This window comes from Lactobacillus kefiranofaciens, from assembly GCF_900103655.1.
Classification (GTDB): domain Bacteria; phylum Bacillota; class Bacilli; order Lactobacillales; family Lactobacillaceae; genus Lactobacillus; species Lactobacillus kefiranofaciens.
In genome coordinates this window covers 1-20,118 of sequence record NZ_FMXC01000021.1, presented here as the reverse complement: position 1 = coordinate 20,118, position 20,118 = coordinate 1, and the positions used below count along the sequence as shown (strand labels likewise).

Sequence of the window (20,118 nt, the reverse complement as noted above, 5' to 3'; positions counted from 1 at the left end):
CTTTAGGGGGGTGGAGTGGACGTTTTTTATATGAGGAGGAATTTCTTGTGACAACTAAACTTATCAACTATATTAGTATTGCATTCTTTGCATTTTTTGGTGGAATGGCTCGCGCTGTTCTTAATGCCAATTTTAGCTTTTATGGGACATTCTGGGGAAATATTTTAGGTTGTTTTCTATTAGCTTTTTTTACTTATTTCTTTTTAGAATTTAAAAATTTTTATCAATGGTTAACTGTAGGAATTGGTACCGGCTTTGTAGGGGCTTTTACAACCTTTTCAACCTTTAATTTAGATATACTAAAGAATATTCAAGCTAACCAGCCAGTAGTCGCAGTAGCGTATTTCCTCTGTTCAATTATTTTTGGCTTTCTTTGTGCATTTATTGGGATGAAAGCTGGTAAAAAAGTAGGTCAATTAGTTAGAAAGGACGATTAAGTTGAATCTGTTATTAGCAGGATTAGGAGCTTCATTGGGAGCGATGTTGCGTTATGCAATCACTAATTATGGTAAGAGGCACTGGGAATGGATTGGCAAAAGGTTTTCTAATTTGCCAATTCCTACGCTGTTCATTAATTTAACTGGAGCGTTTATTTTAGGATTAATTTTTGGAATAGGTACTAGTATTTTCTTTTATGCTCTAGTAGGAACTGGCGCCTTAGGAGGCTATACGACTTTTTCAACTATGAATACAGAATTAGTTGAATTATATAAGAGTGAGAACTATCGTGGCTTGGCTTTTTATGCAATTTTTTCGTATTTAGGCGGAGTGATTCTAGTATTTTTAGGATTTTATGTCGGCAAATTTCTCTAAGCATTTTAATAGTGTCTGTCCTTTAATTAATATATAATTCACTTAAAACATATAGTTAAGTGAATAGAAATGGACAGAATAATATGAGACAACACGTTCCCCAATTAACCGATGAATTGACTAACAAGCAATTTTTAGATTTAATCGTTGACTGTTTTCATTCTGTAGTCTTTGGTACAGTTGATCAAAATGGCGATCCTCATACTAATATCATTGATATTGATTTTAATGAAGATGGTCGCTTGATTTTCGCTACGACTAACCACAAGAATTTTTATCGTAATTTGAAGATTCATAATCGGGTCTCAATGACGGCGATGCGTGGGCGAGAAACGCTTAGCAGTATTGGTTTTACTCTAGAAGGCTATGTTAATGAAATTAGTCCAGCATATCTGGATAAAATCAAGGCGATTAAACCAGCGTTGCACCGCATTTATGATAATAGGGCTGAAGATTTGAATACACTAAGACCTTTTGCTCTGACACCGATCATTGGCTCTATTTATGATTTAAGATCTGAACGAACATTTCAGAAGCAGTTTGATTTTGTAAATCAGCTTGCTAATTAAGTAAAATAAAAGAGAAAAAAGATGATAAATCAGCGATTGATTTATCATCTTTATTTTTTACATATTCATTTCGCGTTGCTCTTCGCGCTTACGCATCCATGGAAGCAGGAAACCTAAACCGAACAGCACAATTACCGTGATAATATTCATAATTAATTGGTGGTTAAAGGCTGCACTACCGAATGTTGCTTCAGCTTCTTGTGGAATAAAGCCTAAAGTTGCACAGATAAAGGTAAAGATTAGACACCACCAACCCATAATCAAAGCACCGGTTCTGTTTTTAATGAAGACATAATCTGATTGGAACTTCTTTTGGTGCATCCGCATCATGATGAATGCAAAGAATACCCAGCAGGTCTTGTATGGTGAAATAATTCCGTTAATGTTTAACAGCCAGTTATAGATTGAGTTGATGTTTGGCAAAGTACCAGTAAGCAATAATAAGAATAAAGCCAAACCACAAGTTAAAGTGTAGGAATGAACAGGATGGCCTGTCTTATCCTTTTTGACAGTCAACCATTTTGGCATAAATTTATCGGCTACATCCCCGGCAAAAACACGACTAGAAGCATCAAGCAAGACGGCTAATTGTGCCATCATGAAGATAGCCTGAACCACGGCAAAGATATACATTAAGACTTTGCCCCAGCCTAAACTTTGTCCTAATAGTTGGAAAGCATAGTAAGGACCGTTCATCTTAAAGTCGTGTGGAATATGATGAGCATTGAAGAAAATGGCCAAAGCTAAAGTACCAAAAATAGTAAGGAAACCAGTCATAATAGCCAGCATCCACATTGCCTTAGGAAATTCGTGCTTAGGATCACGCATTTGCACAATGTATGGCGCAGCGAGTTCGGCGCCTGACATAGCAAAGATTAAAAGTCCAGTAGTGGAGAAGTAACGCAAACTAAATGATGGCTTAAATGCTCCTAAATTAAATGGTTGGGTAGCAATATGGTGACCATGCATAATAGACCAAACAGCTAATAAAACGAACAGCATGGACATAATAAACATTGCTCCACCGCCAATTAAGGAAAGCAATTCAAGTGAATTTTTAATAGCATTTTCAATTAAGATAAAAGCTAAAATAATCACGAAAGTTAAGATTCCAAACCAGAAAGTGGACATGTGCTTGTCTAAAGTATTGTTACCTAAAATAATCCAAGAGAATGAAACGATCACTGAGTTGGAAACATCAACTAAATAAGGAACAGTCTGCACCCAATACATCCATGAGGTCCAGTAGCCTAAAGTATCGTTGGATGAGTGCCGTACCCAAGAGGCTAATCCACCGGCCTGATCCTTAAAAGTCAAGCCCATTTGGCTGCACATCAGAGCATAAGGAATGACGTAGGCAAATAATAGAAAGATCCAAGAGACAACCACCGACAAGCCTTGGTTTTGAAAAGGATAAAAGATATTTTCAAAACTGATGATGGTGACGAAGTCGATTAAAGCGATGACCGGCCAACTCAGGTAATGTTTTTTAATAGTTTCAATTTCTTCTGACATAAAATATTTTCCTCCAAGAATAGTTATTCAGTTATTAGTGACAATCTATTCCAGGAGGAGAACATGGCAAGTGCACTTGTTAAAAACCTCCAATGTTTATATAATCTGTATAGTACTGTATTTTTAGAAAGCTTACAAAAGCAGTGACATACTGTAAAAAGATTATAAAGAATTATTTAAGTTTTGCAAGATCAAATTTTATTTATCACAGAAATGGAAAGGAAAAATGATGGACTTTTTGAAGATAGCCATTGGGGCAGGCGTAGATATTAATGATTTAAAGGGATGGTCGGCAATTCCAATTGGCCAAGTTCAAAATAGTGCTGAAGTTGCTGCTATAGTGGTTAAAAATAGTGATGCAGCTGCTAAAGAAAAAGCAAATGAGCTAAAAGCGCAGTCCGACTTTCCTATTCCAATTATTGAAGTACAAGATGGAATTAGTGTTGCAGATAAACAAAAAATTGCACAAGAAGCCAGGGACTATGAGCAAAAAATGGTGCCTGGTTTTTTAACGGATTTAATTAATTTCGCGCGGACTAAGCCGATCAGCTTTACTACACCAGGTCACCATAATGGACAATATTACGATAAGCATCCTGCTGGAGTGGTTTTTAATAAATTCTTCGGTAAGAATCTAATGTTTGCGGATACTAGTGATACAGTACCGCAATTAGGCGACACCATGACTCATGCTGGTACACCGCTTGATGCTGAAAAATTGGCGGCTAAGACTTATCATGCAGATAAAGTTTACTTCTGTACTAATGGGACTACTAGCGCGAATTCGATTTGTGCGAGTGCGCTTTTATCTGAAGGCGATTTGGTTTTATTTGACCGCAATAACCATAAATCTCTTTATAACAGTGCATTAGTCATGAGCGGAGCAAAACCTGTTTATATTCCAACAGACCGTAATGCACTGGGCCTAATTGGAGAAATGGATCCCGACTTTTTGAATGAGGACAAAATTAGGGCAGAAATTGCTAAAGTTGATCCTAAAAAGGCAAAGGCTGAGCGACCATTTAGATTGGCAATCGTTCAAGCGGAAACTTATGATGGCGTTTTTTATGATGCTCAATGGATTGTTAATCGGATTGGTAAATTATGCGATTACATTTTATTCGATTGCGCCTGGGGCGGCTTTGAAGGGTTTGTACCGATTATGAAACATTTATCACCGCTGCTTTTAAACTTGGGTCCGGATGATCCTGGAATTTTGGTAACGCAATCGCTGCACAAGCAACAGGCAGGCATGGCACAAGCCTCGCAAATTTTAAAGAAGGATAGTCATATTAAGGGACAAAAGCGTTACGTTGACCACAAGCATTTTAACCATGCTTATCTGAAGTTCGTTACTTCGTCTTATGCTTATCCGCTTTATGCATCCCTGACGGTTAATTCATATGTTACAGCTGGAAATGGTAATAAAAAGTGGTGGGCCCAAACTTTAGAGAGGGGAATCGAGTGGCGTAAGGCGCTACTTAAGAAGTCTAAATTATTTAAACCACTTGTACCGGATAATTTTGCCGATATTCCAACTGAAGAACTGATGAAAAATGCCAGTTACTGGAATATGAATAAAACAGATGATTGGCACGGCTTTAAAAAGATGGCCGCTGGTGAAGCAATGATCGATCCACTGAAAATCACGGTTAAAACTCCTGGCATCGATGTTAAAAATGCTAAATATGAAGAAAATGGTATTCCCGGTGCAGTAGTTGCGGAGTATTTAATGGAAAATCATATTATTAGGGCCAAGAATGATTTGAATTCGTTGCTGTTTTTATTGACGCCGGGTGATAGTCAAGCTGAACTTGATACTTTGCTTAGTGCATTTTTGAAATTTGAAGATTTTTATAATCAAAATACCTTGGTTAAAGATGTCTTACCTGTTTTATATAATGAATATCCCAAGCGTTATCAAGGCTATACTTTAAAGCAGCTGTGTCAAGAAATGCATGAATATTACAAAGAAAATAAGACATTTAGTTTGCAGCAAAAACTGTTTGCTAAGCCGGGGATGCAGGATTATGAAATGACGCCGCAAACAGCTGACCAACTCTTTAAGAAAGATAAAACTGAACTAGTTGATATCAAAGATGTAGTTGGCAGAATCGCTGCAGAAGGTGCTTTGCCATATCCACCAGGTGTATTTATTGTTGCACCAGGTGAAAGATGGGGCGAAGTTGATCAGAAATACTTTGCGGTGCTCGCCCATGCAATTGAAAAATTCCCAGGCTTTGTTCCGGAGATTCAAGGCGTATATTTGCAGCAAACCGTTCACGGTTTACAGGTTCAAGCAGAAGTTATTAAAGAAAAATAGGAGGAGTTAGAAAATGAGTTTTTCTTGGAAAGAAAATTTACCCAAAGATTTAAGTGAAAAAGTTGCTAAAGTTGAAAAAATGATTCAGCCACGTCTAGAAGAAATTGACGAGCAGGTTTTGTATAACCAGCAACGCGTGTTAGATTTATTTAGAAAACACAATGTGGGTGAAGAAGACCTTGTACCGTCAACTGGCTATGGCTATGATGATATTGGTCGTGATAAGATTGAAGATATTTATGCAGATTACTTTAAAACTGATGATGCGTTAGTTAGACCACAATTTGGTTCTGGTACTCATGCCATCACTGTTGGTTTGTTTAGTATGCTTCGTCCAGGAGACACCTTGTACTATTTAACAGGTACACCATACGACACCATTCAAGAAGTAATTGGCTTAGCTGGCAATAAGCCAGGTAACATGAAAGAATGGGGCATCAGCTTTAAGACCACTGAATTAAGAGACGGCGAAGTTGATTATGAAAATGCTAAAAAAGACTTACAAGACAAATCTATTAAGGTTGTAGCAATCCAAAGATCTTTAGGCTATGCTACACGTAAAACCTTTACTATGGATAAGATCAAGAAGATGCTAAAGTTTATTAAGGAAGTTCGTCCTGACGTTAACATCTTTATTGATAACTGTTATGGTGAATTTTCAGAATGTGAAGAACCAACTTTTTATGGTGCTGATATGATGGCTGGTTCTTTGTATAAAAATGCAGGTGCTGGTTTAGTTAAGGGTGGTGCATTTTTAGTTGGTCGCCAAGATTTAATTGATGGTGCGGGCTCACGTTTAACCGTTCCGGGTGCCGGTAAAGGCGAAGGCGCAACCTGGGGCTATTTGCGTGATATTTACCAAGGGTTCTTTATGGCACCGCATACTACTGGGGAAGCTCAAAAGGGAATAGTTTTTACTGCAGCTTTGCTTGAAGAAATGGGTATGCAGGTTTCACCAAAATGGAGTGACCCACGAAGCGACATCGTGCAAACCGTAACCTTTGGCAAACCAGACCCAATGGTTAAGTTTTGTGCCGCTATTCAACACTATTCACCAATGAACTCTTTTGTTGACCCAATTCCATATCATCAAGATGGCTATGAAGATGAAGTTGTTATGGCCTCTGGTTCATTTGTAGAAGGTTCAACCATTGAATTATCATCTGATGGTCCATTGCGTGCCCCATACATGCTCTATATTCAAGGTGGCTTGTCATATGCCCATGATAAAATTGCTATTACTCACGCGGTTGAAGAGACATTTTACAAGTAAATAAAATCAGTTAAAAAGCTTTGAGCGACTATTCTCAAAGCTTTTTGTATACCTTATGATTATTTATTTTCTTGTAAAGTTTCATTAATCTTTTGAACGTCCTCATTTGAACCGATTAAAGTGATATGATCATGTGGATTAATAATGTCAGTCGCAAGGGGTACTTGATTTAATTTCCCATCGTGAATAATTCCGATTACGTTAACATTATAATTCTTACGGAAATCCAATTCGCCTAAAGACTTGTTAAAAAAGTTAGGATTTTCAACTTTGACTTCACCTAAAGAAACGTCTTTAGAGAGATTGAAATAGTTAACTATATTAGGATGGAGCTGGTGGAAGATTAATTGTCGCGCCATATCTTGTTCAGGCTCAATGACGTGATCGGCTCCGATCTTTTCTAAAACTAGGCGATGATTATGATTGTTAGCTCGCGTAGTAACATCAGGGGCACCAATTTTTTTAGCTAACATAGTAGTGATAATACTGCCTTCTACGTTTTCACCCATAGTAACGAAGACATGATCAAACGCGCCAATATCTAGGTCCCGCAATTCATCTTCATCAGTAGCATCTGCAATTACGGCATGGGTAACTAAATGAGCGACGTCATTAATAACTTCTTCATTTGAATCTACTACTAAAACGTCTTGATTGGCTTTTAAGAGGGCCATGGTTAGTGCCAGGCCAAACTTCCCTATGCCAAGAACTGCAAAACTTTGTTGTTGATGTGAATTAGCCAATGATAATTTCCTCCTCTGGATAGCGATAGCTTTGTTTTGTAGGATGAGATTTAAAAATAGAATACATAAAGGTGTAAATGCCAACCCGTCCAATAAACATCAAAGCGATAATAATAATTTTGCCGAATAAATTAAGATGTGGGGTAAGACCGAGAGTTAAACCAACGGTACCAAATGCTGAAACTGCTTCAAAAACGGCTTCGGTAATACCATTATGAGTTGAAAGTGGTTGCGTCATAGTTAGCAAGAATGTTGCAAAAATAATTAATAAAATGGCAGAACAAAATAGAGTTAGGGCACGATTAATATTATTACGAGTAAAGCGACGATGAGAAAATGCCGCTTCTTTTCCAGTAAAAGTTCCGATACTCTGTAAAAATAAAATTCCTATTGTTGAAGTTTTAACACCACCTGCAGTGGACCCAGGAGTTCCACCAATGAACATCAAGATAATAGTAATTACAATACCAGCTGCAGAAAGTTTGGTATAAGGAACGGAAAAGAACCCGGCCGTTCTTGGTGTTACTGCCAAAAATAAGGTATTAAAAAATCGCTGAACGCCATCTAAACTGCCATCAAATTTCTTAAGGTTTTGTTCACTAACTAAAAAAACCAACTATTGATAATATTAGAATGATGAGGCCCACTGCTAGTGCAAAACGAGTATGCAAAGTGAGTCTATGATGAATATGATACGTTAATATATCACGCCAGACTAAGAAACCAAATGAACCAGCACCGATTAACAACATAATAATAGTTAAAAAATAAGGATTATTATTAAAATGTTCAACAGATGGTCCAAATAAGTTGAAGCCCGCATTACAGTAAGCAGCTACTGAGTGAAAGAGACTATACCAAATACCTTTTTCTATTCCTAAGCGTGGTCTTAAAACAATAAAAAGCAATGCTGCTCCTACCAATTGAATAACCAGGGAAAGTCTAATAATCAGCTGTACTATTCGAAGTTGAGAAGGGCGATTAAGATTTAGTGCTTCTTCTGTCAACATTCTCGCCCCCAGACTCATCTTTTGATGGGCAAAGTCACTAAGCATAACTGCAAAAGTCATGAACCACCTATTTCGACTAGAATCATGATGATTAATTGACCAAAAAATGACCAGTGTGTTGCCGTTGTAACTGTGCTTAATCCCGTAACGCAAACTGCCGAAGTGGCAGTAAAGAGTGCATCAGAATAATTAGTTGCTCGTCCCACTTTATCCGCAAAAGGTAATGATAATAAAATACTGCCGATAATTATTAAAATTAAAAAGCCAATAGTTAAGGCGAGTGAGAAAGTGATACGTCGATGGAAAAGATGTATCAATTTCTTTCCTTCTTTCTTACTTGGAATAGTTTAATTATAAACCTTAAGAAACTTTGTTAAAATAAAGAAGATATTTCATAAAAAGTCAGGAAGATCTATGAATCCAGAAAAAATCTTAAAACAAACTTTTGGTTATGCTAGCTTTCGTCCGGGTCAAAAGAAAGTGATTGATTTAATTTTAAATAAACAAAATGTCCTGGCAGTGATGCCAACTGGAGCGGGGAAGTCTCTTTGTTATCAAGTACCAGCTTTGATAAATCCAGGTGTGACTTTAGTTATCTCGCCGCTGATTTCATTGATGAAGGATCAGATTGATTCACTTAAACAGAATGGCGTTAATGCAGCGGCGCTAAATTCGACGACACCGCAAGAAGAAGTGAATCCAATTTTGCGACAGGCATATGAAGGCAAAATTAAGCTGATTTACATTACGCCTGAAAGGCTAGCCATGGATTATTTTAGATATCAGTTGAACTTTCTTGATATTGATTTAGTAGCGGTTGACGAAGCACACTGTATTTCGCAATGGGGTCATGATTTTCGCCCTGCTTACCGGCAACTTTTGGAAGGAATCAATTCTTTAAAAAGCAGACCAAATATTTTGGCATTAACGGCAACAGCAACGCCTGCTGTACAGGATGATATTGGGCAACAATTGAATATTCCTAAAGAAAATTTTGTAATTACTTCATTCGCTAGGCCAAATCTAAGTTTTAAAGTAGTTAATTCGCCCCAGAATACGCCTTTGTATATTGCTCAATATATTAAAAAGCATGCGGACGAAGCAGGGATTATTTATACTAATACCCGTAAAAAAGTGGAGACTTTAACTGCCTATTTAGCTAAAAAAGGCATTTCAGTAGGTGCTTATCATGGTGGGTTGAAAGCCCAAGAGCGTAGCCAAGTACAAGAAGCATTTCAGTTCGATGAAATTCAGATAATTGTAGCTACTAATGCTTTTGGGATGGGGATTGATAAAAGCAACGTCCGCTTTGTTATTCATGCTTCAAGTGCGCGGAATATTGAAAGCTATTACCAAGAAGCAGGTAGAGCCGGTCGGGATGGTGAAGAAAGCGAGGCGATTTTAATTTATCATCCTGGAGATTTGCGTCAGTATCGCTATTTTATTGATGAATCAGATGCCTATGAAAAGTATCGGGAGTTGCAATATCAAAAACTACAGTCAATTACAGATTATGCCAATACTGGTGAATGCCTGCAGCAATTTATTGTGCGTTATTTTGGACAAGATTGTTCTCCTTGTGGCAAATGCTCAAATTGCCTAAATCAAGATGAATTAACAGATATTACGACAGATGCTAAAAAAGTAATCGCAATGGTTTATGAATTAGATGGACGCTTTGGTAAAAATATTGTTGCGCAATGCTTGGTTGGCTCGAACAATCAGAGAATGAAAGAATTAAGAGCTAAGCAATACGATCATTTTGGCAGTTTGAAAATGAGTCAAAAAGATGCAGTAAGCATGATTGATTATTTGACTGCTTCGGGTTATCTCAAGATTGAGGGGACAAAGTATCCTCTTGTTCATGTGACTAATCGAGGTTGGGATGTATTAGATGATAAGGAGGCTGTACACAGACGAATTGCTAAAGTAAGTGCAAGTAAGCAGCTTTTTGCAACTGATGAGGAACCTAATTTATTTATTGCTTTAAAGGCGAAGCGAAAGGAATTAGCGCATGAGCAAAAAGTACCGGCCTTTATGATTTTTTTAGATCGCAGTTTGCATGATATGGCCCGAATTAAGCCACAAAATGCCGTGGATTTTTTGAAAGTAAATGGCGTAGGACAAGCTAAGATGGAAAAATATGGTCAAGCAATGATGAAAGTGATTAGGAAGTACATAAATGAATGAGAATAGAGTATCTGTTAAAGTTTTAATAGCTATATTATCAGCAGGGATGTTATCGTTTTTAGGTATCTTAGATGAAATAGCGACAACCGTAACTTTTCCAGCCTTAATGAGAGATTTTGCTGTAACTACGGATCAGGTACAGTGGGTGAACACGTTGGTTCTTTTAGTAATTGCCACAATTGTTCCAATTAGTTCACAAATTTCGTTAAGGATACCAACGAAGAAAATCTTTCAAATTGGCGTTAGCTTTTTTATAGTTGGGTTGTTAGTTGATGTTTTCACGCCTCGCTTTGATTTATTATTAGTTGGTAGAGCCCTACAGGGGATCGGTACCGGAATTGGCTTGCTATTGATGTACAATATTATTTTAAATAAGGTACCAAAGAAGAAATTGGGTTTGATGATGGGCGTTGGTACAATGATTACTGCTTGTGCAGTGGCTTTTGGCCCAGTTGTCGGTGGCATTATTGCAGATATTTTAAATTGGCGCTGGATTTTTATCTTTTCAGTATTGTTAATTATCATTAGTTTATTTACGGGTAGCTATTCAATTGAACAAATTAATGCATTAAAAACCGTTCGCTTTAAATATAGTCAATGGTTAATCTTAGCAGCTAGTTTAGTATTCTTAATGATCGGTTTTACTAATATTGCTAAAAATAATTTTCTTACATTTAAAGTTTTAGGTTTGCTTTTATTAGGCTTGATTTGCTTAGTTATTTGGGTTAAAATCTCTAGTTCAAGTTCTGATCCATTAATAAATCCTCAACTATTCAAGAACCTTCATTTTAGTCTGCAGCTTATTTCATATTGTTTTGCCAAAATTAGTACGCTGGCTTTAGGCTTCTTATTTCCAATGTATGTGCAGGTAGTCAACCATGGCTCGAGTACTCTCGCAGGTTAGGTAACTTTCCCTGGAGCTGTAATTAATGCTCTATTGGCTGCCTGGGCTGGCAGGATATTGGATAAACGAGGAGCAAGATTGCCTATGAGGAGCAAGATTGCCTATTTTGACTGGCGTCAGCGTTAGCTTACTAAGTTTATTTTTAATGATTAGTTTTAGCAAAGATTTATCTAATATAGAGATCGCTATTTTGTATGCAGTATATTACGGTGGCTATGGAATGAGCTTTAGTAGTCTAATGACCAGCGGTTTGACCTCGCTGGAGAAAAAGGACCATGCTCAAGGAAATGCCATTTTTAATACTTTGCAACAATTTTCAGGAGCATTAGGTACAGCTTAGCAGGGACGTTAGTAGCAATTAGTCAAAAGAATAGGGCTTTAACTAAAAGTTCGGCAATGATCCAGGGTAGTGCCTGGCTATTCTGGATATTAATCGTCTTATTAATTAGTAGCTGGCTTATTTGCCTACTCTTTGTCCCAAAAAAGGATAAAACAAATTAAAGTTAAAAATTATTATAAGATTAGTTACCTTTATATTGGCTGAATACGCTTTTTTCAATTACAATAGACTTAGTAAATGAAAGAAGGACTAATTCTATGACTAAAAAAACATTGATTCTTTACTATTCTTGGTCAGGCAAGACTAAAGAGATGGCTGAAAAAATTAATCAAGAAATTGAAGGTAGTGACCTTAAAGAGATTAACGTAGCTAAGGATGCTTTTGACTCTGACCAGTATAAAACTAATGATATTGCATTAGATCAGATTCAAGGCAATAAAGCTTTTCCAGAGATTCAATTAGACAATATTGACTTTAATGATTACGATTTAATTTTAGTTGGTAGTCCAGTCTGGTCAGGTTATCCTGCAACACCAATTAAAACTTTACTTGATGAAATGAAGAATTATAATGGTGAACTTGCCTCATTCTTTACTTCTGCTGGGACAAATCATAAGGCTTATATTAGTCATTTTAAAGAGTGGGCAAATGGCTTAAATGTAATTGGAATTGCCCGTGATGATAGTGCAATTAAAGATTGGATTAAGTAAAAAATAAATCGAAAAGATGAACCAAAATAGCAGTGAAAAGATTACTGCTATTTTTTATTGCTTTATTCATAATATTAATATAAAATTAATTATTTATATTTTACTGTGAATAGGGTGAGGATATGGATTTAATTAATCAAGTTGCTAATCGGGGATTAATAATAGATGGTGCAATGTCCACTGCTCTTGAACATGAGGAAATTGATACTAATAATGATTTATGGACTGCCATCGCTTTAGAAAAAGATTTAGATAAAATCTATCAAGTTCATTTAAAATATTTTAAGGCTGGAGCACAATTAGCAATTACGGATACGTATCAGGCAAATGTACAAGCTTTCGTAAAACATGGCTTTACTAAGAAGCAGGCTGCCACGATGATTGCTAATGCGGTCAAAGTTGCTAAAAAAGCGCGAGACGACTACGAAGTTCAAACTGGAATTCATAATTTTGTTGCAGGTTCAGTTGGATCCTATGGAGCATATTTAGCAGATGGTGATGAGTTCCGCGGCGATTACTCTCTAACTGATAGGCAATACTTAGATTTTCATTTACCTCGGTTAAGGGTAATACTGGCTAATCAGCCAGATTGCTTAGCGATTGAAACACAGCCTAAGTTAGATGAGCCCGTTGCAATTCTGAATTGGCTTAAAGAAAATACTCCTACAATTCCGGTTTATGTAAGTTTTACTTTGCATGATACGACTAAGATTAGTGATGGTACGCCGCTGAAAAAAGCAATGCAGAAACTAAATGATTATGATCAAGTTTTTGCAGTTGGCGTGAATTGTTTTAAGCCATTTTTAGCTACCGCTGCAATTGATAAAATGCGTGAATTTACTGATAAGCAAATTGTAGTTTATCCCAATTTGGGTGGTGTTTACAATGAATTTGAACGTAATTGGATTCCGTTTAATGCAAAATTTGATTTTAAAAAGCTTAGTCAAGAATGGTATGAACATGGCGCGCGCATGATTGGGGGATGCTGTTCTACGGGTGTCAAAGAAATTAGTCAGATCGCTGCATTTTTTAAGACAATTCATAGTCAAAAAACACAACCCAAAAGTATTAAGTTAGACTTTAATCATCTGAAATCTAGTAGTTCAAATACCTAAGTTTGAGCTGAATTACTTTAAATTTTGAATAAAATCTGCTAATATAATAGTGGAGCGTGTGATGAGCGCTCCGAGGATGAAAAGGCTAGGCAAGATACCTTTTATGGTATTATGCTTGATAGGAAGAAATTTGAAGGTGTAGAAAAGCCATTAAGGACATTTTCCTTAGTGACTTTTTTCTTTTTATATAAAAAACTCCAAGTTAATAAAAACTCGGAGCTTTCTAAATATTTAGAAATTATTCTTTTGCGTTCGCGGCGTGAGTTTATCCCAGATTGCATCAACTATGCCAACCCAAGTTACACTAAAAGCGACGGAACCACATACGTCAGATGGAAAATGTGCATAAACATAGACTCGAGAGATCATGACGATTATTAGCCAAACAATTAATAGGACATATAGCCATATACGAGTAGTGCTGCTTTTTACTATAACAGGAATCATGATTAAGATTAGCCAAAATACGATTACCACCATGCCCAGAGTATGACCACTAGGAAAGCTAAAACCGTCATCAACAGCTAAGTGATTAAGCGGGCGACTGCGTTGCACAATATGCTTGATAACGTAACCAACAGCATCAGCTGTGACCATCGTAATCACAATACTCAGCGCAAGAGGACGCTGTCTTCTAAACCATAGAATAACAGCAATCAAAAGCATCCATACTAAATCAACCTTGGTATCGGCTAAGAATGTAATTTTGAGCATTAATCCCTTTAGGCCAGGAATAGTATGAACCAGTTGTTCAAAGAAATTATCAAAACCGGTAATCCAAGCAGCATGCAGCATGATAGAAATTGCCAAAATTAAAAAGATTGGCAAGCCTATACAAATTGTAATAATATTTTTCTTTTGCATATTTACCTCGATAGATATATTTTTGTTAACAACATTAACGAGTTTATCATAAAATAGTGCATATCAAGTACAAAAATCTAAATTATAGGAGCAAAATAATGGAAAAGAACACCGAAAATATGCTGGCTGGTAAGCTATATCGCCCAGGGACCGCAGAATTGAGAGAAATTTCTAGTTTGGCGCACCGTTTATCTAGAGATTATAATCTCACTACAGATGAAGATAAAATTGAAAGAAAAGCTATTATTGATCGGTTTTTTCCAAATCATGGTAAGGGAGTATATTTGCAAGGACCAATTCAAGTTGATTATGGTCAATTCACCACTTTAGGAGATGAATTTTATGCCAATTTTAATTTGACGATACTAGATACTTGCCCAGTTACTATTGGCAAAAATTTGATGTGTGGTCCTAATGTGACTTTTGCGACACCCCTTCATCCCTTGTTGCCAGAGCAGCGAAATGCGCGTTTGCAAAAGGACGGAAAAATGTCAGATGTTGAATATGGTGCTCCAATTACAATCGGTGATAATTGCTGGTTAGCCAGCAATGTTACAGTTTGTCCAGGAGTCACTGTTGGCAATAATTGCGTGATTGGTGCAGGCTCTGTAGTGACGCATGATATTCCGGATAGTTCTTTAGCAGTAGGCGTGCCAGCTAAAGTTTTACGAAAAATTACAGAACAAGATCATTTAGAAAATTATCCGTATTAATTTTTGTTAATCTGTAACCCTACTGCAAAAAATAAATGCTAAGATTATTCTATGAAGAAAATAACATTTCTGGAGGGCTTAAAAACGAAACGTATTAATATTAAAAAGACATTTATTAAAACGGCTATTTCATTAACTGTTGCTACTTCCTTGCCAGTTGCAGCACTAACTAATACTAATCAAGTTCAAGCAGCTAGTTATAATCAGACAGAAATGCGTAGTTTTGTCAGACAAACTATTGCTAATTATTATGCTCGGGGGACAACAGTAATTGTTAAAGACGGGCATCCACAGCAGATTAGTTACGGTTATGGCTATTATGGCAGACGCTTGGGTGCGGGTAACCGTAAGGTAGTATATCCGGTTTGTTCTTTACAAAAAGTTATTACAGCTGCGATGATTACACAATTGATGTCTGCGGGTAAGTTCAATCAAGATACTAAGATTTCAACTTGGTACCCTAATTTAAAGGGAGCTGCGAAAATATCACGGTTGGCAACTTAATGACACATACCTCAGGCTTAAAGGCGGCAGATACCGAAGTTAATCGTGGTCGTGTATACTCTGAAGCTGATGCAATTAATTGGGTAGTTAATAAATTAAATTCAACTAGTCAAAATCAACCAGGCAAGTTTTCATATAATAATACTAATTATATTCTGTTGGCTGGAATTATTCGTGCGGTTACCGGGCAATCTTATAAACAAAATGTAAAAGACCGAATTATCAATCCATTAAATTTAAAGAGAACTTACTTCTTAGAAGATGTTCCTAGCGGCATGACTGATGGGATTTCTTATACTTGGAATCGCAAAAATTATCAATGGGCTCAGTATGTAAAGAAACAACAAGCTTCACAGTTGGTTGGTGCAGGCAATTTGTTCTCTACGCCAATGGATTATTATCGTATTCAAGTTGGTTTAACTAACGGTAAAATCTTAAACCGTGAGCAGTTTAATTTGATGACTCATTTAAAGGCTACTTCAGGCAACGGTTATTCTGGCGGGATGTATATTAAAGGTAATTTGAAGTCTGCGTATGGCAACTTGTACAACACTCATTTTGGTAATTGGATCCAAATGACGTCTGATAATCGAAATGGATTAATCATGTTTTTGAATCAAACGCAAAACGATGAAAATAGAAATAAGGTTATTGGTTATCAGATCTTGAATCATATTCAACCAGGTACTTTTAGTGCTAGATAAAAAATAAACGAATTTAATTTTTCCTGTTATTAGATGTGTTAAGCTAATAACAGGATTTTTTATTTTTCGAGGTGAGAACATGGTTAATGGAGGAGTTTTGATTAGTCAGGATTTATCATGTGCAGGGCAGGTTTCATTAGCAATCGCCTTGCCGATTTTAGGGGTATGTGGTTTAAAGCCTACGGTTTTGCCAACGGCAATTTTATCTACTCATACAGGAGGCTTTGGTGATAATATGTATCTTGATTTGAGTGATGAAATGAAATTGATTTTCCAGCATTGGCACCAAGTTAATTTGGAATTTAATGCGCTTTACTTAGGTTATCAAGGTAAAAAAGCATTAGAATTTTGGTTAAATAATTTTGAGCAAATTAAGCTGAAGAATAATTTAGTGTTAATTGATCCCGCAATGGCAGACCATGGCAAGATGTATCGCGGTTTGGATCAAGACTATGTGCGGCAGATGCGTCAATTAATTCATCGCGCAACGATCATAACCCCTAATTTGACTGAAGCTGCATTTTTATTGGGTAAAGAAAAGCAGGAAAACACTTTGGCTGTAGCACAAAGTTTAGCCAGAGAATTACAAGAACATTTTTCTGTGCCAAATGTGATTATTACGGGGATCTCATTAACTAATGAAAAAATAGCAGAGGTGGGAGTTACTCAAGCTGAAAGCTGGTCATTGATTCAGCCTAAACAAGCAGGCAGTTTCTTCGGAACTGGTGATATTTTTGCTAGTGCATTTTTGGCTAGCGTAATGCGACACAATAGTTTAAAAGATAGCTGCTCAATTGCAGCTGATTTTGTCGCGCAGGCAATTATTAACACGCCTAAGCAAGATCCACGTTTAGGACCGAATTATGCTGCTGGATTACCAAATTTAGTAAAACAATTAAAACAAAGAGGATAAGATGGAAAAAGAACGGAATTCATTACAAGCACTAGTATTAACCGGATTATTTGCTGCAATTATCTATATTGGTATCTGGATACTGCGCATTCCTGTTCCAGCAATGGTTGGGCGTCCGTTTATTCATTTTGGCAATACTTTAACTGCGGTAGCAATCCTTTATTTAGGTTATCGGAATGGGATGATCGCCGGTATTATTGGCTTGGGCGGTTTTGATCTGCTTAATGGTTATGCTGCAACATCTTGGCTGACTATGATAGAAGTGGTAGTAGTAGCTTCGATTTTAACGCTTGTATATAAAGGGATGCATTATCGCGATAGTAAGAGAAATATTATTATTTTGGGTATAATTGCTGGTATTACAAAGATTTTTACCACTTATTGCGTTTCAATCGTAGAGGCATTAATGGTTGGCACTAGTTTAAAAGTTGCTTATATTGGGGCGTTTGTAAGCTTGCCGGCTACAGTTATTAATTCTATTTCGACTGCTATTTGTACGCCAATTTTATATTTTGCCTTTAAAGATGCGACTAGAATTATTCTCAAAAAAGCAAAATAAAATGCAAATGAGAGCAATAAGTTTTACACTTAATTAGTAAAGTATATTAGAATTCGCTGATAAAAATAAAAGGTAGGATAACATGAACGAAGACCTAAAGAAAAAGAATAAGCGAAATAATATTATTTTGTTGATAATTGGCTTACTGATCATTGTTGGAATGGTCGTGGGCTTGGGCATTCATAATCGGAATGTAGCCAATCATGCAGCTGCCGTTCAGTTTAATAAGACTCACTTTAATCCGAATGTTAAGATTAATGGCGTTCAGGTAGGTAAATTGACAGTGAAAGAAGCAACTGACAAGGTTAATAAAAAGGCAAAGAATCTAGTTCAATTAAAGGATGGTCAGTTAGTATATCATTACAATACGACAATTAAACCAATTGATGAGGCGGAAATGCAGTCATTCTTTAAAAAGCAGCAGACCACTGTGGCTAATGATCGAACGTATCAATATACTACTAGAGATTTAAGTGTTGCACAGAAGAAACTAACTGCACTTAAGAAAGCAACATTGACTTATAAACTTAATGGCAAAAACTATAGTTTAAAAGCTAAAAATTTGTTAAATGATGTCACTTATCGAAATGGTGGAAAATATCAAGTTGGTGATAGCTCAAAGTTGACTGCCAAGCTTAATCAAATTGACAAAGCTGTTTCAACGCTACATCAAAGTTACCAATTTAAGGTGCCGGTTGGTAATAAAATAAAAGGAAAGACTATTACCGTTAAGAATAAAACTTGGGGTTGGGGCGTTTATGTAAAAAAAGCTCGACGTTTAATTATTGCGGCTTTTACCAAGAATCAGCAGACGCTTGATGGTTCTAAGGCAATATACGGTTTAGGTTATAGTACCTATGCTCATGGCTATGGATATAGCAATCACGAAATTGGCAATACATATGCAGTTGTTTCTCTAAAAAAACAGGAAGTATGGCTAATCAAAAATGGCAAACTAGCTGTTCATCTTAAAGATGTGGTTACTGGAACAATGGAAGGTAGCAAAGGCGACCAGACTCCTCGTGGCGTGTGGTATATTCATTATAAGGAATCACCAAGCACTTTACGGGGTACTAATGACGATGGCTCCAGCTATGCTTCTCCAGTGAAGTATTGGATGCCATTTACATTAAGTGGATGCGGCTTTCATGATGCTAGTTGGCGAACGGACTGGGGTAAGAAGGCATACTTAAAAGGTGGCTCGCATGGCTGCGTAAATGTAAAGCCTAGTGAGATTAGGCGCATTTGGAATAACATTAAGAAAAATGAGCCGGTAATTATTTACGAGTAGAAAAAACGAGGTTCAAACCCATTTAGGGGGTCCAAACCTCGTTTTATTTTGTCTTATTTTACTTTTCAAACCAATCCCAGTCATCACCTACAGTGTGAACACCTGTATCTTCTTCTGTTTCAGCTGAACTAATCTTTTCGGCATGAGTTGGACGTTCAACGGTGAATTCACCGCGTTTATTCTTTTTAACAATAGCTTCAAATTGAATTACATCGCCCTTTTCAAGATTTAATTGCTTGAAGGCCTTAGTCATCCGTAATGCAATTTGCTTAACTACTACGTTTTCTTCATTGTTAACGGTTAGATCTTGAAAAATTCCTTGACGATCATCAGGACGTAAAAACGTAGCAGTAAAAATTCTGCGTTCTCCGTCTGCATATGGCTCTAGTTTTTCATTGTATATGTCGATCATTAAAAATATCCTCTTTTCTACAACGTCTACTATAACATTCTTTGTTGGATTAGAATCACAAAAAAAGCACTGAGACCAAATTAACTACCCACAATTTGGTCAACAGTGCAAAAAAGAGATTAGAAGTCTCATTTCTTTTATTTTAATTATTAATATATCATATTCTTTTCCAATTGCAAAATCTTTATGTAAGTGTGTAAGTGTCAATATTTTTGCGGTAGGCTATTAACCATTAGTCTGACCTTAATTTCTTAAATATTTATTTGATTTATTTTTCTGCCGAAATCATCCAAATAGCTATGTCCTGCTGTTAAGCTTTCGATTGCTCCGTGATGAATGCCCAGATGAGCTTCATGCGTCTTTCTTAGGCTGGCACGAACTGCTCCTTTCAATTCTTCCTGATCACCAATATCGAGCTGCCCACCTGCAAATTCACTGCTAAGCCAGTATTCCAGCTCTTTGTTTTTAATGCAAGTCAGCACACGCAAAATACCCTCAGCGCCATTCTCTGACCAGTATTTTCCTTGCCCTTTGACGCGATAAGTATATTTACGGTGATTGCTCTCACAGCAGCCAATTGCCTTAATTACGGACAAATGACGCATCTTAAACGGCTTAATATCCACCCAGCGACGATGAAGATAGCTGCGCAG

General features: G+C 36.7%; 18 protein-coding genes and 3 pseudogenes. 15 read left to right on the top strand and 6 right to left on the bottom strand.

Annotation, left to right across the window (positions count from 1 at the left end; genetic code table 11):
• The first annotated feature begins 47 nt into the window (after positions 1 to 47).
• The 3 genes from BLP58_RS08035 to BLP58_RS08025 all read left to right on the top strand — a co-directional run bounded on the left by BLP58_RS08035 (position 48) and on the right by BLP58_RS08025 (position 1,382).
• The gene (locus tag BLP58_RS08035) at positions 48 to 437 is read left to right on the top strand and encodes a fluoride efflux transporter FluC (protein ID WP_013854169.1); all 390 of its coding nucleotides are present in this window, start codon (positions 48 to 50) and stop codon (positions 435 to 437) included.
• A gap of 1 nt (position 438) precedes the next feature.
• Complete coding sequence (gene crcB, locus BLP58_RS08030; RefSeq protein ID WP_013854168.1) at positions 439 to 813, top strand: fluoride efflux transporter CrcB; 375 nt, start codon at positions 439 to 441, stop codon at positions 811 to 813.
• A gap of 83 nt (positions 814 to 896) precedes the next feature.
• Positions 897 to 1,382, top strand: a complete 486-nt coding sequence (locus BLP58_RS08025; protein WP_013854167.1) for a pyridoxamine 5'-phosphate oxidase family protein — start codon at positions 897 to 899, stop codon at positions 1,380 to 1,382.
• Positions 1,383 to 1,439: 57 nt separating this feature from the next.
• On the opposite strand, the gene BLP58_RS08020 is transcribed toward BLP58_RS08025, so the two are convergent.
• A complete protein-coding gene (locus tag BLP58_RS08020; RefSeq protein WP_013854166.1) occupies positions 1,440 to 2,897 on the bottom strand; it encodes an APC family permease in 1,458 nt (485 codons plus the stop codon).
• A 229-nt stretch (positions 2,898 to 3,126) separates the two neighbouring features.
• Here BLP58_RS08020 and BLP58_RS08015 point away from each other — a divergent pair, with 229 nt between their 5' ends.
• Both BLP58_RS08015 and BLP58_RS08010 read left to right on the top strand, forming a co-directional pair.
• Positions 3,127 to 5,220: a putative ornithine decarboxylase gene (locus tag BLP58_RS08015; protein WP_013854165.1), complete on the top strand. Its 2,094-nt coding sequence runs from the start codon at positions 3,127 to 3,129 to the stop codon at positions 5,218 to 5,220.
• Between the two features lie 13 nt (positions 5,221 to 5,233).
• Entirely contained in the window at positions 5,234 to 6,493 is a 1,260-nt protein-coding gene (locus BLP58_RS08010) for a methionine gamma-lyase family protein (RefSeq protein WP_013854164.1), read from the top strand.
• Positions 6,494 to 6,552: 59 nt separating this feature from the next.
• Here BLP58_RS08010 and BLP58_RS08005 read toward each other — a convergent pair whose 3' ends face one another.
• A complete protein-coding gene (locus BLP58_RS08005; protein ID WP_013854163.1) occupies positions 6,553 to 7,236 on the bottom strand; it encodes a potassium channel family protein in 684 nt (227 codons plus the stop codon).
• Positions 7,229 to 8,563, bottom strand: a pseudogene (locus BLP58_RS08000) (TrkH family potassium uptake protein). Before BLP58_RS08000 ends, BLP58_RS08005 begins: the two are co-directional and overlap by 8 nt.
• A 97-nt stretch (positions 8,564 to 8,660) precedes the next feature.
• Between BLP58_RS08000 and recQ the strand changes: the two are divergent.
• The 5 genes from recQ to mmuM all read left to right on the top strand — a co-directional run bounded on the left by recQ (position 8,661) and on the right by mmuM (position 13,505).
• Complete coding sequence (gene recQ / locus BLP58_RS07995; RefSeq protein ID WP_013854162.1) at positions 8,661 to 10,436, top strand: DNA helicase RecQ; 1,776 nt, start codon at positions 8,661 to 8,663, stop codon at positions 10,434 to 10,436.
• Entirely contained in the window at positions 10,429 to 11,340 is a 912-nt protein-coding gene (locus tag BLP58_RS12400) for an MFS transporter (RefSeq protein ID WP_074484261.1), read from the top strand. Before recQ ends, BLP58_RS12400 begins: the two co-directional genes overlap by 8 nt.
• 97 nt (positions 11,341 to 11,437) lie before the next feature.
• Positions 11,438 to 11,680 carry an MFS transporter gene (locus BLP58_RS12395; protein WP_051552871.1) on the top strand — a complete coding sequence of 81 codons (243 nt, stop codon included), beginning with the start codon at positions 11,438 to 11,440 and terminating at the stop codon, positions 11,678 to 11,680.
• A gap of 257 nt (positions 11,681 to 11,937) precedes the next feature.
• Positions 11,938 to 12,390 carry a flavodoxin family protein gene (locus BLP58_RS07980; RefSeq protein ID WP_013854161.1) on the top strand — a complete coding sequence of 151 codons (453 nt, stop codon included), beginning with the start codon at positions 11,938 to 11,940 and terminating at the stop codon, positions 12,388 to 12,390.
• Between the two features lie 122 nt (positions 12,391 to 12,512).
• Entirely contained in the window at positions 12,513 to 13,505 is a 993-nt protein-coding gene (mmuM, locus tag BLP58_RS07975) for a homocysteine S-methyltransferase (RefSeq protein WP_013854160.1), read from the top strand.
• 231 nt (positions 13,506 to 13,736) lie between these two features.
• Here the strand turns inward: mmuM and BLP58_RS07970 are convergent, their stop codons facing one another.
• Positions 13,737 to 14,369: a phosphatase PAP2 family protein gene (locus BLP58_RS07970; protein ID WP_013854159.1), complete on the bottom strand. Its 633-nt coding sequence runs from the start codon at positions 14,367 to 14,369 to the stop codon at positions 13,737 to 13,739.
• 98 nt (positions 14,370 to 14,467) lie between these two features.
• Between BLP58_RS07970 and BLP58_RS07965 the strand changes: the two genes are divergently transcribed.
• From BLP58_RS07965 to BLP58_RS07945, 5 genes and pseudogenes are all read left to right on the top strand, one after another.
• On the top strand, positions 14,468 to 15,082 hold the full coding sequence (locus BLP58_RS07965) for a sugar O-acetyltransferase (RefSeq protein ID WP_013854158.1): 615 nt from the start codon (positions 14,468 to 14,470) through the stop codon (positions 15,080 to 15,082).
• 114 nt (positions 15,083 to 15,196) lie between these two features.
• A pseudogene (locus tag BLP58_RS07960) lies at positions 15,197 to 16,290 on the top strand (serine hydrolase domain-containing protein).
• Positions 16,291 to 16,369: 79 nt separating this feature from the next.
• A complete protein-coding gene (locus BLP58_RS07955) occupies positions 16,370 to 17,203 on the top strand; it encodes a PfkB family carbohydrate kinase (protein ID WP_013854157.1) in 834 nt (277 codons plus the stop codon).
• Between the two features lies 1 nt (position 17,204).
• Complete coding sequence (locus BLP58_RS07950; protein ID WP_013854156.1) at positions 17,205 to 17,762, top strand: ECF transporter S component; 558 nt, start codon at positions 17,205 to 17,207, stop codon at positions 17,760 to 17,762.
• A gap of 82 nt (positions 17,763 to 17,844) precedes the next feature.
• Entirely contained in the window at positions 17,845 to 19,053 is a 1,209-nt protein-coding gene (locus BLP58_RS07945) for a L,D-transpeptidase family protein (RefSeq protein ID WP_013854155.1), read from the top strand.
• A 58-nt stretch (positions 19,054 to 19,111) separates the two neighbouring features.
• Here the strand turns inward: BLP58_RS07945 and BLP58_RS07940 are convergent, their stop codons facing one another.
• Both BLP58_RS07940 and BLP58_RS07935 read right to left on the bottom strand, forming a co-directional pair.
• Positions 19,112 to 19,465: a hypothetical protein gene (locus BLP58_RS07940; RefSeq protein ID WP_013854154.1), complete on the bottom strand. Its 354-nt coding sequence runs from the start codon at positions 19,463 to 19,465 to the stop codon at positions 19,112 to 19,114.
• Between the two features lie 251 nt (positions 19,466 to 19,716).
• Positions 19,717 to 20,118: pseudogene (locus tag BLP58_RS07935) on the bottom strand (ISLre2 family transposase); the annotation flags it as partial.

Bases quoted from the DNA above. Each gene is read 5' to 3' on its own strand.
- BLP58_RS07945 (WP_013854155.1), top strand. From the start codon at position 17,845: ATGAACGAAGACCTAAAGAAAAAGAATAAGCGAAATAATATTATTTTG.
- BLP58_RS07955 (WP_013854157.1), top strand. From the start codon at position 16,370: ATGGTTAATGGAGGAGTTTTGATTAGTCAGGATTTATCATGTGCAGGG.
- BLP58_RS07980 (WP_013854161.1), top strand. From the start codon at position 11,938: ATGACTAAAAAAACATTGATTCTTTACTATTCTTGGTCAGGCAAGACT.
- BLP58_RS12400 (WP_074484261.1), top strand. From the start codon at position 10,429: ATGAATGAGAATAGAGTATCTGTTAAAGTTTTAATAGCTATATTATCA.
- BLP58_RS07970 (WP_013854159.1), bottom strand. From the start codon at position 14,369: ATGCAAAAGAAAAATATTATTACAATTTGTATAGGCTTGCCAATCTTT.
- BLP58_RS07965 (WP_013854158.1), top strand. From the start codon at position 14,468: ATGGAAAAGAACACCGAAAATATGCTGGCTGGTAAGCTATATCGCCCA.
- BLP58_RS07940 (WP_013854154.1), bottom strand. From the start codon at position 19,465: ATGATCGACATATACAATGAAAAACTAGAGCCATATGCAGACGGAGAA.
- mmuM (WP_013854160.1), top strand. From the start codon at position 12,513: ATGGATTTAATTAATCAAGTTGCTAATCGGGGATTAATAATAGATGGT.
- BLP58_RS08020 (WP_013854166.1), bottom strand. From the start codon at position 2,897: ATGTCAGAAGAAATTGAAACTATTAAAAAACATTACCTGAGTTGGCCG.
- BLP58_RS08025 (WP_013854167.1), top strand. From the start codon at position 897: ATGAGACAACACGTTCCCCAATTAACCGATGAATTGACTAACAAGCAA.
- BLP58_RS08010 (WP_013854164.1), top strand. From the start codon at position 5,234: ATGAGTTTTTCTTGGAAAGAAAATTTACCCAAAGATTTAAGTGAAAAA.
- recQ (WP_013854162.1), top strand. From the start codon at position 8,661: ATGAATCCAGAAAAAATCTTAAAACAAACTTTTGGTTATGCTAGCTTT.
- BLP58_RS07950 (WP_013854156.1), top strand. From the start codon at position 17,205: ATGGAAAAAGAACGGAATTCATTACAAGCACTAGTATTAACCGGATTA.
- BLP58_RS08015 (WP_013854165.1), top strand. From the start codon at position 3,127: ATGGACTTTTTGAAGATAGCCATTGGGGCAGGCGTAGATATTAATGAT.